10 protein-coding genes and 1 pseudogene are annotated in these 16,047 nt (G+C 71.0%); 8 read left to right on the top strand and 3 right to left on the bottom strand.

Annotation, left to right across the window (positions count from 1 at the left end; all coding sequences use genetic code 11):
- Positions 1–154: 154 nt before the first annotated feature.
- From MRQ36_RS28675 to MRQ36_RS28660, 4 genes are read left to right on the top strand one after another with little or no spacing between them, the layout of a single operon-like run.
- Positions 155–589, top strand: a complete 435-nt coding sequence (locus MRQ36_RS28675; protein WP_242799865.1) for a hypothetical protein — start codon at positions 155–157, stop codon at positions 587–589.
- A gap of 22 nt (positions 590–611) precedes the next feature.
- The gene (locus MRQ36_RS28670; protein ID WP_242799864.1) at positions 612–1,250 is read left to right on the top strand and encodes an HdeD family acid-resistance protein; all 639 of its coding nucleotides are present in this window, start codon (positions 612–614) and stop codon (positions 1,248–1,250) included.
- A 20-nt stretch (positions 1,251–1,270) separates the two neighbouring features.
- Complete coding sequence (locus MRQ36_RS28665) at positions 1,271–1,513, top strand: hypothetical protein (RefSeq protein ID WP_242799863.1); 243 nt, start codon at positions 1,271–1,273, stop codon at positions 1,511–1,513.
- Complete coding sequence (locus tag MRQ36_RS28660) at positions 1,510–4,185, top strand: glucosidase (RefSeq protein ID WP_242799862.1); 2,676 nt, start codon at positions 1,510–1,512, stop codon at positions 4,183–4,185. Before MRQ36_RS28665 ends, MRQ36_RS28660 begins: the two co-directional genes overlap by 4 nt.
- Positions 4,186–4,319: 134 nt before the next feature.
- Here the strand turns inward: MRQ36_RS28660 and MRQ36_RS28655 are convergent, their stop codons facing one another.
- Entirely contained in the window at positions 4,320–7,268 is a 2,949-nt protein-coding gene (locus tag MRQ36_RS28655) for an AAA family ATPase (protein WP_242799861.1), read from the bottom strand.
- 682 nt (positions 7,269–7,950) lie between these two features.
- Between MRQ36_RS28655 and MRQ36_RS28650 the strand changes: the two are divergent.
- Positions 7,951–8,043 (top strand): annotated as a pseudogene (locus MRQ36_RS28650) (uridylate kinase); the annotation flags it as partial.
- 117 nt (positions 8,044–8,160) lie between these two features.
- Here the strand turns inward: MRQ36_RS28650 and MRQ36_RS28645 are convergent.
- Entirely contained in the window at positions 8,161–11,856 is a 3,696-nt protein-coding gene (locus tag MRQ36_RS28645; protein WP_242799860.1) for a S8 family serine peptidase, read from the bottom strand.
- Positions 11,857–12,010: 154 nt separating this feature from the next.
- On the opposite strand from MRQ36_RS28645, the gene MRQ36_RS28640 reads away from it, so the two are divergent.
- The 3 genes from MRQ36_RS28640 (at position 12,011) to MRQ36_RS28630 (ending at position 15,269) form a co-directional block, all read left to right on the top strand.
- On the top strand, positions 12,011–13,048 hold the full coding sequence (locus tag MRQ36_RS28640; protein ID WP_242799859.1) for a helix-turn-helix domain-containing protein: 1,038 nt from the start codon (positions 12,011–12,013) through the stop codon (positions 13,046–13,048).
- A gap of 338 nt (positions 13,049–13,386) precedes the next feature.
- On the top strand, positions 13,387–13,992 hold the full coding sequence (locus MRQ36_RS28635) for a helix-turn-helix domain-containing protein (RefSeq protein ID WP_242799858.1): 606 nt from the start codon (positions 13,387–13,389) through the stop codon (positions 13,990–13,992).
- 206 nt (positions 13,993–14,198) lie between these two features.
- Complete coding sequence (locus MRQ36_RS28630; RefSeq protein ID WP_242799857.1) at positions 14,199–15,269, top strand: hypothetical protein; 1,071 nt, start codon at positions 14,199–14,201, stop codon at positions 15,267–15,269.
- A gap of 116 nt (positions 15,270–15,385) precedes the next feature.
- Here MRQ36_RS28630 and MRQ36_RS28625 read toward each other — a convergent pair whose 3' ends face one another.
- Positions 15,386–15,757 carry a helix-turn-helix transcriptional regulator gene (locus MRQ36_RS28625; RefSeq protein WP_242799856.1) on the bottom strand — a complete coding sequence of 124 codons (372 nt, stop codon included), beginning with the start codon at positions 15,755–15,757 and terminating at the stop codon, positions 15,386–15,388.
- Between the last annotated feature and the right edge of the window lie 290 nt (positions 15,758–16,047).

Raw genomic sequence — 16,047 nt, 5'->3', positions numbered from 1 at the left:
GGCAAGCCATCTCAGGTGTCACCTATCGGTGCAGCAGACCCTGGACAGCACACTTAGGTAGTGGGGTGGGCGTGATGCAGTCGCCCGTCGGATGTTAGGTGGTCGTGTCTGGCTGAAGACTGGTGGAACCAACCCAGTCTTGGAGGCATTAGAGATGGCATTGTCAGATCAGCTCAGTCAGCTTGCTGCTCGTACGAAGGCGTTGGAGATTCGTGCGGTTGCCGCTGGTGACAAGGCGCGTGACGAGCTTCAGCGTGAGGTGCAGGCGGCGCGTGCGACGTCGGACGCGGACGCGGTGGCGCTGGGTAAGGCGCTGGACGCCCGTGAGGCGGAGGTGGCGGCGTGGTGGACCGACATGGGTCGGGCGTGGGACGAGCACATCGCCCGGATGCGTGAGCGGGTCGAGCAGAAGAAGGAACAGCACGACCTCAAGGCGGCGCAGCGCGACGCCGAGGACGCCGTCGAGTACGCGTCCTACCTGATCGACTACACCCTGGCGGCGGTGGAGGAGGCGGAGTACGCCGTGCTCGACGCCGTCCTCGCGCAGAAGAGGGCTGACGAGCTCGCCGCGGCGCAGCCGGCGAGTTGAGCGGCGCGGGGAGGAGAACCTGATGATGGTGACAAGTCCGATCGACGAGCTGCGTAGCTGGACCCGGGCGCAGGTCGACACGATCAGTAAGGGATGGTGGGTGCTGCTGGTGAGCGGGGTGGTCAGCCTGGTGGCCGGCTGCCTCACCTTCTTCATCCCCTGGACCGTCGGCGATCTGGTCGTCTTCGTGGGGACGCTGCTGGTCATCCGCGGCGCGTTCACGATGTTCAGCATCCCGGTCGATGGTTCGCTACGGACCTGGTCGGTGGTGATCGGCCTGGTCGAGATCTTCGTCGGTATCGGCGTGTTCGTGTGGCCCGGTCCGACGCTGCTGGTGGTGGCTCTGTCCATCGGCTGGCTGTTGCTGTTTCGCGGGAGCTCGGCCATCGTCGGGGCGATCAGCAGTCGCAGATACCTGCCGTACTGGGGGGTGGTGCTGGTGATGGGCATCGTCGAGGCCCTCGTCGCGCTCTACCTGCTGAGCCGACCGGACATCACCCTCATCGCCGCGGTGCTGGCCATCGGGTTCGCCTGGATGCTGTACGGCGCCCTGGAGATCGTGGCCGCGATCGAGGTGAAGAAACTACCCCAACGCCTCAACAAGGCGAGCACCACCGTCGCCGCGGCCACCACCGACACGCCCCTGCACCCAGTCGGCTAACACCATGCCCACCACCGACAGTGGGCGGCGCGCGGAACCACCCGCGCGCCGCCCACCGAACGGCCCCGGGCTTCCTGTTCGTCGCCGAGGCCTATCGAGGTCGAGAGTTCGCGCTGCAGCAGCAGGGCTTGGACCGCTGCTACGTCAACTGGGACCGCACCGGCCACGACGTCAACCACGAGCGCTACGTCGAGCTGCCGACCTGGGGCTGGCACCTGTTCCACGTCGACGAGCCGACACCCGCAGGAGAAGAGGCCTCATGACCCGCGCCGACACCGCCGAGCACCGCCGCCTGGCCGAGGCCACCGGCAAGGCCGAGGACGACCTGTTCGCAGCGAACCCGTGGTACGAGTGGGGCCCCTACCTCTCCGAGCGCGCCTGGGGCACGGTGCGCGAGGACTACAGCGCGGACGGCAACGCGTGGTCGTCGTTCCCGCACGACCACGCGAGGTCGCGGGCCTACCGCTGGAACGAGGACGGCATGGCGGGGATCTCCGACATCCGCCACGAGCTGTGCCTGGGCCTCGCGCTGTGGAACGGCCGAGACCCCATCCTCAAGGAGCGCATGTTCGGCCTCACCGGGCCGCAGGGCAACCACGGCGAGGACGCCAAAGAGTACTGGTGGTACCTGGAGGGCCTGCCCAGCCACGCTCTGCTCCAGTGGCGCTACCACTACCCGCAGGCGGAGTTCCCCTACCAGCGGCTCATCGACGAGAACGCGCGCCGCGGGCTCAGGGACTTCGAGTTCGAACTCATGGACACCGGCATCTTCGACGACGGGCGCTACTGGTCCGTTGACGTCACCTACGCCAAGGACTCGTCCACCGACCTCTACATGTCGATCTCCGCCACGAACCACGGGCCCGAGGAGGCGACCCTGCACGTCCTGCCCACGCTCTGGTTCCGGAACACGTGGCGCTGGACGGGGCGCACCGACCTGCCGGGCCTGTCCCTCGACGGGGACTCCATCATGGTCGACCACCCTCGGCTGGGTGGCTACCGTCTCCAGGCCGCTCCCGCGCCCGACGGCGGCCCGCCCCAGGCGCTCTTCTGCGACAACGAGACGAACCTGCGGCGTCTGTACGGCGCACCCACTGTCACTGCATTTCCGAAGGACGGGATCAACGACCACGTCGTCGGCGGTGCCGACACTGTGAACCCGAGCCAGCAGGGCACGAAGGCGGCCTTCTGGTACCGGATCACGGTGCCGGCCGGCGGGACGACGCACGTCCGTCTCCGCCTCCACCGGCCGCAGGCCGCGTCGCCCTGGGACGACCAGGCAGCCGACCGGGTGCTCGCGGCACGGCGCCGCGACGCCGACGAGTTCTACGCCGCCCTCGGACGGGACCTCGACGAGGAGCGGATGCGCGTGCTCCGGCAGGCGGCCGCAGGTCTGGTCTGGAGCAAACAGATGTACCCCTACCGGGTCGGCCGATGGCTCGACGGGGATCCCGCCGGCCCTCCCCCGCCGGAATCGCACCGGCACATCCGCAACGCAGGCTGGCGCCACCTCGACGCCTTCGACGTGCTGGCGATGCCGGACCCGTGGGAATACCCCTGGTTCGCCGCGTGGGACCTCGCCTTCCACGCGATCGCCTGGGCCCACCTGGACCCGGCGTTCGCAAAGTACCAGCTCACCGTCCTGCTGCGCGAGTGGTTCCAGCACCCCAACGGCGCCCTGCCGGCGTACGAGTGGAGCTTCGACGACGTGAACCCGCCCGTGCACGCGCTCGCGGCGCTGCGGGTGTTCGTCATCGACGGGTCCACCGACACGGTGTTCCTGGAGCGGGTCTTCCAGAAGCTCCTGCTGAACTTCACCTGGTGGCTCAACCGCCAGGACCCGGACGGCAACAACCTCTTCGGCGGTGGCTTCCTCGGCTTGGACAACATCAGTCCCGTCGACCGGTCGCACCTCCCCGACGGCGTACGGATCGAGCAGGCGGACGGCACCGCATGGATGGCCGCCTACTCCTTGACCATGTCGATACTGGCTCTGCTGCTCGCGGCCGAGAACCCGGTCTACGACGACATGGTGGTGAAGTTCCTCGAACAGTTCGCCATGATCTCCGAAGCGCTGAAGGGCTCCGGTCTCTACGACGCGGACGACGGCTTCTTCTACGACCGGCTCATCGACGCGGCCGGCAACAGCACGCCGATCAAGGTGCAGACCCTGGCCGGCGTCATCCCCGTCCTGGCCACCGCGGGGGTGCCCCTCGACCGGGTGCAGCGGCTCGCCACGCTGCGCAAGGCCGCGGCGCGCCGCCTCAATGCCTCCGAGCGCGACGAGGGCCAGTTCTTCCCGGTCCGCGAGTCCGGTGGCGTGCACCGTGCCGTGGTCTCGCTGGTGACCCCGGACCAGGCTCGCCGGACGCTGGCCCACCTCCTCGACGAGCAGGCCTTCCTGTCGCCGCACGGGCTACGCTCCCTGTCCCGGAGGCACCTCGAGCCGTATGTCATGCCCGGGCCGCCTGGCGCCGCCATCGACTACGAGCCGGCCGAGTCCACCACCCCCATGTACGGCGGGAACTCGAACTGGCGAGGACCGGTCTGGATGCCGACGAACCACCTCGTGGTGCGCTCGCTGCTGCTCTACGACGAGCTGCTGGGCTCCGAGTTCACCGTGGAGCACCCCACCGGCTCCGGCCACCAGCACACGCTCCGCGAGGTGGCTGCCGACCTCGCCGACCGCCTCGTCGGCATCTGGCTGCCCGACCGGTCAGGGCGGCGCCCGGTCTTCGGCGGTCAGCCGCTCCTCGCCGACGACCCTGCCTGGAAGGACAACCTTCTCTTCTACGAGTACTTCCACGGCGACAACGGCGCGGGACTCGGGGCCAGCCACCAGACCGGATGGACGGCGCTCGTGGTCGACCTGCTCCTCGACCCGCCCAGCCGAGCCCGGCAGGTGTTCGGTCGCCGGTCCTCTCCCGACGGATAGACACCTCAGGCGTGCGCGATCGGCCGGTTCGCGGGCGGGCGGCGACACACTGTTATGGCCGCGTTGAGGGCGGACGCCTGACGATGTCGCATCGAGGGCCGGTGCACCTCACCATGGCCGGACCCGTGTCACTCTCAAGGGGTGTCCTCGTGCCCGGACAGGGCATCACGCAGGCCGGCCCGCGAGGTCACCCCGAGCTTCGGGAACACGCGGTACAGGTGGGCCCCCACAGTGCGGGGGGACAACGTCAGCCGCTCCCCGATCTCCCGGTTGCTCAGGCCGGTCGCGGCCAGGAAGGCGACCTGAGCCTCCTGAGGGGTCAGTCGGGTGGCAGTGTCGGCAGACGCGGCGAGCCGCGTGCGCCCGGTCGCCCGGAGGCCCGCCTCGGCGCGCTCGACCCAGGGCGAGGCCTCGAGCGCGTGGAAGAGCTCACACGCGCGTTCGAGATGCGGTCGCGCGCGCCGCATCGCACGGTCGACCCGCAGACGCTCGCCATAGGCGAGCTCCACCCGAGCCAGGTGGAACGGCCACCGCGCCGAGTCCGGGTCGTCGACCACCCGGTCGAAGACCTCGGCGTAGTCCTCCACCGGCGCGGCCAGGGCCGCCGCCGCGGCCGACTGGAAGGCCAGCCGCGGCGAGATCGGAGCGAGCGTCGACGCCATCACCGCGGCGTGCCGGCGCGCCTCGTCGAGGTGCCCGCTACGCACCGCTGCCTCCACCACGTCCAGCGGGTTCCCGACCAGCACGTGTGCATAGGGTCGCAAGCGGCCGGGCTCGGCGATCGTGCAGTACGCGGTATAGGCCTCGACGAACCGGCCCACGCTGAGCGCCGCCAACCCATCGGCGTTCGCGGTCACGGTCCGGGCAGCCAGCATCTGCCGAGGCAGAGCCCACTGGTGCATCCGGTCGCGCACCCGCGCGAGGTCGTCGATGTCACCCCGGGCCGCGTCCAAGATCATCCGCGGGATCAGCAGGCCCCACTCCAGCAATCGCAGGTCGTGCTGCGCGCAGAGCGCGAGACCCTCGTCGACGAGCGCCGCCGCATCCGCCCACCGGCCTTCGTGGACGGCCGTTGTGGCCTGCATCAGGAGGGCCTGGGCCGCAAGGGTCGCCGGGCCACCGGCACGACCGGCCTGCACCACCCGGTCGAGGGCGGCGGCCGGAGTCCGGTCGACGTACTGCCCGGCCATCGCGACCTCGAGCACCTCCACGGGGTTGGTGCTCTTGTCGGCAGCGGCCACCAACCCGTCGAGCTCGGCCAGCTGCCCGGGGGTCGCCCTCGCCGGGTCGGCGAACGTGGTCGCCGCCAGGCGGAGCACCGGGGAGAGCCAGGGCGCCAGCCTGGTGACCGTCTCGGTGAAGCCGGACCACAGGTCCTCGCGGCCTCCGAACGCACACACCACCATCAGGGTGTGCACCGCGTTGTTCACCACACCCTCGAGGTGATGGCGCAGGTCGTCCGCGTCCGCGAAAGGCTGACGGCAGAAGGGGCACTCGTGGAGTCCCGTGGTTCGACTCCCGGGCTCTGTGGGTGAGGGGGCGAGGGCGCGGGTCAGCATGCGGTGCGCGGTCTCCACACCACCGTCGGTGTTGAGCAGGTGGGCCGCCGCAGCGGTCGCCATCTGGAGTGTCTCGGTTGCGTCCGGGTCGGCCGAGCGAGCCCGCGCGAGCAGCGCGGAGGCGCCGGCGAGGCTCCCGGTGACGTTGGCACCGAGGTACGCTGCGGCGGCCAGTCGTCGGGCCCTTGCCGGTCCTCCCGAGGTCAGGTCCGCGGCGCGCAGGAGCACGGCGACGGCCCGATCTGCGGCGCCACGGCTCAGGGCGGCGTCGGCTACGCCGTCGAGCAGCCCCGCGATGTGGTCGTCGGTTCCGAGGGTGGAGTCGGCGAGGTGCAGCGCCCGGACGTGGCGGTCGTGGGTCAGCTCGGCCAGACGCCGGTGGGCGGCGCGACGTTCAGGATCGGTGGCCTGGTCGACGACCGCAGCCCTGACGAGCGGATGACTGAATCGCACCCGTCGAGGGTCGGGCTGGATCGACACAAGACCGGCGACCTCGCAGGGCGCGAGGTCGGCCGAGGATCCTGCCACAATCTGGACCAGCTCCGCGTCGTCCCCGTGGTGCAGCGCCGCCAGGAGCAGCAGCCGCCTGCAGGATTCGGGCAGCTCCGCGATCCGGGACGCGAAGAGCCGTCGCAGGCGCACGCTGTGTGGCAGGGTCGCCGGCAGCGTGTCGACGGCCGTCTCCTGCGTGGCGGTCAATCCGCGGGGGAGCTCGATCAGGGCGAGCGGGTTGCCGCCCGCCTCGGCAACGATCCGCTTGCGCACCGATGGGTGCAGCAGGTTCGGGTGGCTCACCCGCAGCAGCGCATCCGCGTCGTCGTCGGAGAGGGGCGACAGCTCCAGGGTGGGGATCGACGCCCGGTCGAAGAACGTCTCGTGCCCCGATCGCTGGGCCAGCAGCAGGGCGACGGCGAAACCGTTGAGCCGCCGGGCGACCACGCTGAGCAGGAGGAGACTGGCGCGGTCGACCCACTGGAGGTCGTCGACGACGATCAGGAGCGGGCGATCGCGCGACAGGTGCCCCAGCAGGGCGACCGTCGCCGTGGTCAGCCCGAGCAGGTCGGGCGTGCCTTCCGAGCCGAGGCCGAGGGCTGCGCGGAGAGTCGCGCCGTGGCGGTCCGGGAGCTCGTCGATGGCGTCGGCGACCGGCAGGAGCAGCTGGTGGAGACCGGCGTACCCGAGGTCGGCCTCGAACTCCACGCCCGACGCCCGCAGCACCCGGAACCCGGTCGTCGCCGCCGCAGCGCGGACCGCGGCCTCGAGCAGCGAGGACTTGCCCACGCCGGGGTCGCCGGTGACCAGCTCGACGCCGCCGGATTCGGCTGCCGTGCGCAGGAAGTCCGCGAGCTCGGCGAGCTCCGCTCCCCGTCCCACCAGCCCCGGCGCGGAAGGCCCACCTATCATGGCGGCACTCCTCTGCGGTCGCGAGGTGTCGAACGATCGGACGCTACAGGAGCCGGCACCCCGTCGGTTGATGCCGACGTGCCCGGCACCCATATCGAGAAACTCGACGTCGCGGAGCAATAGGCTCATCATGGCCCGTTGGACTCGTAAACCGACATCTGTAGGCAGGCGCTCGTGTCGGTTCCCGAGGCGGCCTCCAGCGCGACGGCGGCGGCCGCGGGCGCCGCGAACGCGGCTGGTGAGAGCCTCGATGATCTCGCGAGCGAGGACCTCAGTGACCGGATCAGCTGGCTGGTGGCAGGGAGTGCGCGGCAGACGTGTCGGCCATGCTGCCGTTGCGAGAACAACTGACTCGACCGCTCGTCGGAGAGCGTGATGACGCTGGCGCGGCGCAGTCTGGAGCAGACGCTGGACCCTAACCGTACTGAAGCCGGTCGACCGTCAAGAAGAGGGTTGCCGTGCTGGTCCGGGTGGCGGCGCGGATCGGCGAGGTGCCCGGCGACCGGGGCGAGAACGACCGGAAGACAAGGGATGGAGACCGTGCGCCGGCAGACCACACCGGGGCCCGGCGGTCTGATCGACAAGGGCGCCACAGGAAAGCGAGCACGCATGGTGCCGCTGATCGAAAGGTACGACCGCTCGACGCCCGGACTCGGTCACCGAGCCGCACTCTCGGCCGTTCACTGGGCCGCGTGGTGGACGGATCAGCACTGTCGTGCTGCGGGATGCGACCCCCGCTCGTGTCAGTTTTCGTCCACATAAGTCCGGTTTCTGGGTCGCCTGGCAGGAGGCGGTCGGGTCCATCACGGTCGTACACCTGACTCGGGTCGCCATCGACGGACCGCCCGCCGCCGGCAAGACCACGCTCGCCGACGAGCCGGCAGTCGTCCTGCGCGCATGACACCGAATTCGGCAGGACCACCGATGTGCAGCTCACGTGGCGGCCCGCCGGGACGGGCGCCGCCCGGCACGGCCCTGGTCGGGTCCATGCCGGGCGGTCGTGCCGTGATGGTCAGCGGATCCGGTACGCCCGGATGATCTCCTGCTCGACCTTGTTGCCGGCATCGTCCCAGGCGGTGGCCTTGAGCGAGACGAACCCGGCGGCCGACGGGTGCTTGAGCATCGCGGACCAGGCACCGGTGCCGTCGGTCGCGAGGGTCACCGGCCGCCAGGTGGCGCCGTCGTCGTAGGAAACACTGAGCGTGCCGCCGGCCGGCTTGCCCGCACCGGTCACCCCGTCGACGTGGACGGCGACGAGTCCGATCTTCTGCTGGCCACCGGCCTTCACCGAACCGGTCAGATCGGTGTCGATCCGGTAGTCGAGCTGGAGCAGCGGCAGCAGCACCGGCTCGTCCACCGTCGGCTTCGCGGAGCGGAAGGTCCACGCCGTCCGGGTGCTCGTGGGGGCGATCCACGGGCCGGCCGGCAGGGTGCTCTCCTGCTCGAAGCGGTACTCGGCCGCGCCGTCGGTGGCGGGCACGAAGGTCTGCACCGCCTGCGTCAGCTGCTCGCGGCCGACCTGCACCCCGTTCTGGTAGAGCCGGGACTTCACGGTGGCCGCGCCGTCGAAGCCGGTCAGGTCGGTGTCACCGCTGTGCGGTGGCACGTTGACGGCAAGGAAGTCGCCCTCCCGGTTCGGCAGCCAGAAACCGGGGCCGAGTCGCGGCCGGGTGACCGGGTTGAACCAGTTGCGGGTCAGTCGCCGGCCGGGCTGGTAGACGATCCGGTCGTGCCGCTGCTCCCAGCCAGACACGGTCCTGGCCTCCTGGTACCAGGTGGTGCCCTCCCGGGTGGAGAAGTAGTCGATCCGGGTGGACGGCGCGGCTACCGGCTCGTACATGCCCTGGCACGGCGGCCAGTAGTACGGGCGGCACTCGGCGATCAGGTCGAAGGCGAGTGTCGGGGCGCCGGAGCGGAACGTCTGGTCCACCCGGGCCAGCTCCTCCGCGGTTGGCGCGTACGTCGGGTCGGCCGGCGCCTCGCCGGCCCAGGACCGGATCAGGTGGTACTGGTAGGGGCTGAACTCCACCGCGTCGCCCCGCAGGACCAGGGTGCCGGCACGGGCGGCGGCCAGCAGCGGCTCTCCCTGCGCGCGGGTCAGCGAGATGACCGGCAGGTTGGTGCCGCCGGCATACTCGTAGTACGTCCCCGGCCGGTCGTTGACGACCACCAGGAGCGCGGCCCCGGCGGCCTGGGCGGCCTGGGCCCGGGCGGCTGGCGTCACGGTGTCGTCCCGGGTCGCCAGGACCGCCTTGCCCTTGGGGTCGAGGCCCTGGTAATCCTCGGCGCGGCCGGTGCCGGCGAGGACGCCGGTCAGTTCGACCTTGCCGTCAAGCCGGGCGGAGCCGCTCTGGTAGAGCGGGTCGAGCTGGCTGGTGGCAGGGGTGTGCGCGGCGAGCTTCAGGTGCGCCACGCCCCGGTCCCAGCGGGCGGCGAACTCGTAGCTGCCGCCGGTGATCGTGCCGGTGGGCGCCGCGTACACGTCGTCGACCTGCGGGGATACGCCATAGAGGGCGCTGAAGGCGGCGTAGTCACCGCCGATGCCCGAGTCCCGGAAGTACTGGATCCGCCGGTAGCTGTCCTCGCTGGGGCGGGGCGTGGCGACGGTGACCTTGTGCGCCTGCCGGGCGTCCAGCTCCACGGCCCGGTCGGCGTCGAGGTACAGGCTGGGCATGCCGAGCAGGGCGACACCGATCGAGTCGGGGCCGCTGTCCCCGGTCACTGGCAGGAAGCCGGTGACGTTGTACTCCCCCGGCGGCAGGCGCAGCGCCGACGCGGTGCCGGTGGCCGGGTCGAGCGCCACGGTACGGGTGAAGTCGTCGCCGTAGCGGTAGACGGTCACGTACCCGCCGATCGGCCCGCCGTCGCGGTCGGTGCCCTTCAGGGCGAGGCTGTAGCGCTCCTCCTCCTTGACCAGGGCGACGGCGGTGTGCGCGCGGACCGTGCCGCTGCCGTCGGTGGCGACCAGGGCGCCGGTGTAGCGGCCGGTGCCGGCGACGGCGTTCGGGTCGCCGGTCACGGTGGCGGTGGCGGTGCCCCCGGCCGGCACGGTGAGCTGCTTCGAGCTGACCGTGCCGAGGGCCACCGGCTGGCCGTCCGGCCCGGTCACGGTCAACGCCAGGTCGAGGGTGACCGGGGTGGCGCCGGCGTTGGCGTAGGTGACGGTGCGGGTGACCGGCTGGTCGTCGGAATGCGGCCAGGCGTGGAAGCCCAGGTCGGCCGAGCCGCTGGCCTGGATGTCGCCGAGCGCCGCGGGTACGTCGAGCCGTCCGGTGCCCACCTGGTACGGCGTGGTGCCGGCCAGCGCCTTCGACGTGGACATCAGTGCGTCCTTGATCCGGGCGGCCGGCCAGTCCGGGTGCTTAGCGGCGACCATCGCGGCGGCTCCGGCCACATGGGGGGTGGCCATGGAGGTACCGTTCATCGTCACGTAGCTGCCGCTGCCGGGGCTCTGCGCGGCCCGGGCGGCGAGGATCTGCACCCCGGGGGCGGCGACGTCGGGCTTCAAGCCGTTGTCGCCCAAGCGGGGGCCCTGGCTGGAGAAGTTGGCTCGGACGTCCGTGCCGTCAACGGCGGCGACGGTGAGCGCGGCGTCGGCGGCGCCGGGGCTGCCGATGGTCGTCTCGCCGTAGTTGTTGCCCGCAGCGATGACGAACAGCGCGCCGGTCTCCGCGGTCAGGCGGTTGACCGCCTCGGCCATCGGGTCCGTGCCGTCGCTGGGCTCCGGCGAGCCGAGGCTCATGTTGACGACCCTGGCGTGGTGCGCGGCCCACTCCATGCCCGCGATGACCCACGAGTTCAAACCGGATCCGTTGTCGTCGAGCACCTTGCCGATGACCAGGTCCACGCCGGGCGCGACGCCCTTCTCGGTGCCACCCGAGGCGGCGCCGCTGCCGGCCACCGTCGAGGCGACGTGGGTGCCGTGGCCCCGGCGGTCCACGGTGTCGGAGCCCGGCACGAAGGAGACGGATTCCTTGATCTTCCCGGCGAGGTCCGGGTGGGTGGCGTCCACACCGGTGTCGAGAACGGCGACGGTGGCGCCCTTGCCGTCGTACCCGTCGGCCCAGGCGCTCGGCGCGCCCACCTGGGCGACGCTGTCGGCGAGGTCGACCTTCACCCGGCCGTCTAGCCAGATCTTGCCGACGCCGCCGGCGTACCGGTCGGAGCCCGCGGCCGGGGCCAGCGCCCGCCAGAACGACCCCGCGTCCCGCTTGGCCGTGCTGATCGCCATGCCGTTGATGCTGCGCAGATCGCGGACCTTGCGGGCCCTGGCCGGCGGGTTCGGCGCGGCCGTTCGGGCCGAGGCGCTGCGGGGGTACGTGGCGATCAGCGGCAGCGCGGCCGCGTGCGCGTCGTCGAAGCCGTCCTCGATCAGGTCGGTGACGTTGAACAGTTCCCTGTCGAGCCGGTCGGCGGCCAGATACGGCTGCACCGCGTCGGGAATGACGTACAGGTCGCCGCCGAGAGTCTGGGTCTGGATCCCGCCGGTGGAGCCGGCGCGCTGGTCGATGGTGACCACGTCGGGACCGGAGCCCGGGTGGGTGACCCGGACGACGTCGCCGGTGATCAGCGTGACGGTGGCGGTGGTGCCGGTGGCTGCCGGGACGGACGGCGTGACGGGGTTGCCGGCGGCGGCCGGCGTCCCCGGTACGGCCGCGATGGCCGCCGCAGCCGCGGCGGCGACCAGCCGGCGGAGACGTCGTCGCATGGGTGGCCTCTCTGTGAAGACGGTGAACGCCGCCAACCCTCGGACGGGGCTGCCCGCCGGGGCAACGCCTCAGCCCTGGCGGCTTTCCTCCTTGACGTAAAGCCGCCACACTTGTGCCGATCCACGACGGCGGAGGCGTGACAAGGTGCAGGACGTGCTGGGAGTGGACACCGAGGAGTCGCGGGCGTACCGGGCTCTGGTCTCCATGGCCTCGGCCGCCCCTGCCGAGCTGGCGGCTCAGCTCGGCACGGCCGAGAGCGAGGCGGCCCGGATCCTCGCCGTGCTGGAGGACAGAGGACTGGCCGCGCGCAGCGTGGGAGACATCGCCCGCTTCGTCGCCTCCCCACCGGCCACCGCGTTCGGTGCGATGCTGCGGCAACGGCAGAACGAGCTTCGCCTCGCCGAGCTGGAACTGAGCTCGTTGACCGAGCTGTACCGGGCGGCGAGCGCCGGTCGGGGCGTCGCCGAGGTGGTCGACGTGATCATTGGCGCGCCGGCCCTGCGGCAGCAGCTGGAGCTACTCCAGCTCGGGGCGCGTACGGAGGTGATGGCCTTCGTCAAGCCGCCGGTGGAGATCATCAGCGCCCGAGACAACACCGCGGAAGACACCGCCGTGGCCCGGGGCGTGCACTACCGGGTACTGCTGGAGCGCGCCATGCTCGACGACGACGGGGACATCGACAGCATTTGGGCCGCCCACAACGCCGGGGAGGAGCTCCGCGTCGCGGAGAGCCTGCCCCTGAAGCTGCTCATCGTCGACCGGGAGATCGCCATCGTCCCGTTGGTCAGCTCGCCGGACGTGGCCACCACCGGCGCCCTGCTGGTGCACCGCAGCGGCCTGCTGGACGCGTTGATCGCTCTGTTCGAGCGGGAGTGGGCGACCGCCACCGAGGTGGTGACCTCGGCGGACGGCTTCTCCGGCACCGGGGTGGACGACCTCGACGTCCGGATCCTGACCCTGCTGCTCGCCGGGCTGACCGACCAGGCGGTCGCCGGCCATCTCCGCACGTCCCTTCGGACGGTGCAGCGCCGGGTCCGCCGGCTGATGGACCTGGCGCGGGTGCAGACCCGGATGCAGCTCGGCTACCAGGCGGCCCGGTTGGGCTGGTTTCCCGAGACGGGTCACCGCCGAAACGAACGACGCACCGCCGCCGTAGCATCAGAGTCTCCAGCGCTTGCCGCTCCGCGATGATCGGGACGCCCGAAGAGTAGTTCCATAGCTCGTCGAGGCGGTCGGCGGTCGCACGCAGCAGCTCGGGAATGTCATCCGCAGGGCATAGGCCTGCGTCATCCCCGACCAGTTGATTTCGTCGAGCATCGACGGGCCATGCCGTTGCCGAGAACGGCGTCGAACCAGCACAGGCAAAACCATCCCCGGCTGGGATCTCGCCCTGACTTGACCTTGCCGCAGAGATGAGCGTGGATCACGTCGGCGCAGGTTTCGCACTGCGCCCACCGTGGCAAGATCAATCACCGCAGGCGTGACCCATGAATATTCCACGTTCTCCCCACCCCGGAGGTGCCGCCGCCGTGAAGGCAACCCTCCTGGCATCCAAGGGCCTCCGCCCCACAGAACGGCTGATCATGGTCGCCATCGCCGCGCACACCAACCGCGACGGAGACGCATGGCCGTCCGTCGCCACGATCGCCGACTACGCCGGCGTCTCGGTCCGCACCGTGCAACGCACCCTCGCGAAACTGGTACACCTCGGCCGGCTGGCCGTCCGCCAGGCCGCCTCCCTCGCCACCCGGATCTACCGCCTCCTGAGCGGCCAGCCGGACACGCCCGGGGGTGACAACCAGCGCGACGGGGTGCCAAACGACGCCGTCAGGGGTGACACCCATACGGTGTCACCCGAAGCAGGTGAAGACCACATGAAGCTCCGCGGCCAGCGCACCGAGCCGGGCGGGCACCGGCTTCCGCCCAGAAGCCATCTCCCCCAGCAAGCCTTCACCTCGAGCGGCGCCCTACGACGCCCCGTTGCGCCCTCCGTTGCCCGCGCGGCGGACCAGTGCCCCACCACCGCGGCAGCCTGGCCGCCAATTGCGGGCCCTGCCGATCCGAACTGCTGGCCGGCGACCTCCGGTAAGGCTCTCCAACATCGTGGAGTTCACCGCATCGACTCCGCGGGATAGGGAGGTACCGGCCCGCCGGCGCGGACCAGCCCGGCGCAGGTACTGCACGAGGTGGGCGTGGTCGTGAACGAGTTCCGGGATCCTTCACCAGCGGATTACCGCCTAGTCACTGGTTGGAGTACCAGTGCCGGGACAGTGACTGGCCCAAGCCCCGGCTGCGGCCATCGGGGTCGCCAGTTCTTCCGTAGCGCCGAAGGCAGGCCGCCGTGTCCGAGCTCGTCACCGACCCCGTTGCCGGTCCCGTCGCCGTCGTGCCGTGCGCGAACGTGCCGGAAGCTGTCAGCGGCGAGGGCATTGCCGAACTGCTGTCCGCCGAGGGCCCGCAGGCGCTCAACGCCAATCCGGTGGAGGCCACTGCGACGGTCACCGAGTTGGTTGAGGCGACCAACCGGCAGGTCTTCGCGCCTGACCCGTTGGCCGATCCGATCGCGGCCCTTGCCCGCCGGGCACCGGCCGAGCCGGCCGCAGCAGCCGCCTTCCGCGCCGGCGTCGGGATCCGCCCTATCGAGACGCACGCCGACGTCGCCGCCGCCGCCAGCGTCCTGGACAGGGTCTTCGCCCCTGGCGGCGGACACCACTTCTATCCACCGAGCCTGCTACGCAACCTGCTCGCCGCCGGCGCGCCGATGCTTGTGGCGTGGGACGGTGACACTCCTGTCGGCGTAGTGCTCGCATTGCCGGGGTGGACCGCCAACGGCCGGCCGCTCGTACAGTCAGGCCCGATGGCGGTACTGCCCACCGCCCGCGGCCGCAGTGTATCGGTGGCGTTGAAGCTCGCCCAGCGAGCGTGGGCACTCGAGCGAGGCGTCAGCGAGATCCGCTGGACATTCGACGCGATGGCCGCCGTCAACGCCAACCTCAACCTGCGCCGGCTCGGCGCAACCGTGGCCGGGTTCATACCCGGCTACGAAGGTCTCCGCGACGCCGACACCCACACCTCACTCCCCTACGACCGGTTACTGGTCGCTTGGCGCCTCACCGGTGAATCCGACACCGCACACAGCGGCAACGCCGAGCCGGTGTGTGCGGTCGCTGCCGTCGACGGGCTACCGGCGCTCAATCACGCCTGGTCCGCCGCTCGCGCCGCACTGGTTGCCGTGCCGACCGACATTGCCGCGTTACGCCGGGAGGACCCGGCTGCGGCCAGCGCCTGGCAGCACGTCGTAGGCGCCGTGCTGCAGCAGGCGGTCGCGGCCGGCTGGCGGGTTGACTGGGATCCCTGCGGTGCCTACCTGCTGACCGCGCCCCAACCCCCACCTGGTCACCGCTACGGATAGTCCCGACGCCCGGCATAGGATCCTTCCCGGCGAAAACGGTCATCGCGGCGACCTGCCGGATTCGGCTCTCGCACCGCGGGTCGAGAGGCGCTGGCGGCGGTCTTCGACCGCGTTGGTCAGCGGGTCTTCTTCGTCGCTCGCTTGCGGGGTGGCGTCAACAGGTCAGCGATCGCGGCGATGGCGGACGGCACCAGACGGTAGTACGCCCAGACGCCGCGCTTGTCCCGTTCGAGCAGGCCGGCCTCAGTGAGGATCCGCAGGTGGTGGCTGACGGTCGGCTGGGACAGTCCGAGCGGCGCGGTGAGGTCACTGACGGACGCCTCCCCCTGCGGGTCCGACTGGATCAGGCTGAGCAGCCGCAGCCGCGCCGGATCGGCGATCGCCTTGAGCACTCCGGCGAGCCGTTCGGCGTCGGCGCGTTCGATCGGCTCCCCGGCGAGGGGCGAGATGGCGGGCGTCGCGGTCTTCACAATTGCCACGTCCTGCATCGTCGCAGCAAACACCGTCGATCAGCTGGTGAATGAGGACAGGATCACCGTAAGTTCGTTGTAGCGGGCCATCCGACATGACGCTGACGGCATGACATGTCATCACAGGATCTGGCCGCATGCCCTCGTCGAGCGCAGTCACCACGGCGGCCGCGGGTCGGACGGCGGCGGGCCAGCGCGGATCGCGGCGAGCGCCGCGCGATCCGTACCTCGACGGAACGGCAGTTAACGGGACGACCGGCCGCGCCATCGGGGTCGAGTCGGCCCATGCAAGCACCATCGTCGCGAGG

The organism is Micromonospora sp. R77, from assembly GCF_022747945.1.
Classification (GTDB): Bacteria; Actinomycetota; Actinomycetes; order Mycobacteriales; family Micromonosporaceae; genus Micromonospora.
This window is presented reverse-complemented; position numbering and strand designations above follow the sequence as displayed.

What these genes read in the sequence shown, in the direction of transcription:
- MRQ36_RS28625 (WP_242799856.1), bottom strand. Translation starts at nt 15,757, where the DNA reads ATGCAGGACGTGGCAATTGTGAAGACCGCGACGCCCGCCATCTCGCCC.
- MRQ36_RS28660 (WP_242799862.1), top strand. Translation starts at nt 1,510, where the DNA reads ATGACCCGCGCCGACACCGCCGAGCACCGCCGCCTGGCCGAGGCCACC.
- MRQ36_RS28670 (WP_242799864.1), top strand. Translation starts at nt 612, where the DNA reads ATGATGGTGACAAGTCCGATCGACGAGCTGCGTAGCTGGACCCGGGCG.
- MRQ36_RS28675 (WP_242799865.1), top strand. Translation starts at nt 155, where the DNA reads ATGGCATTGTCAGATCAGCTCAGTCAGCTTGCTGCTCGTACGAAGGCG.
- MRQ36_RS28645 (WP_242799860.1), bottom strand. Translation starts at nt 11,856, where the DNA reads ATGCGACGACGTCTCCGCCGGCTGGTCGCCGCCGCGGCTGCGGCGGCC.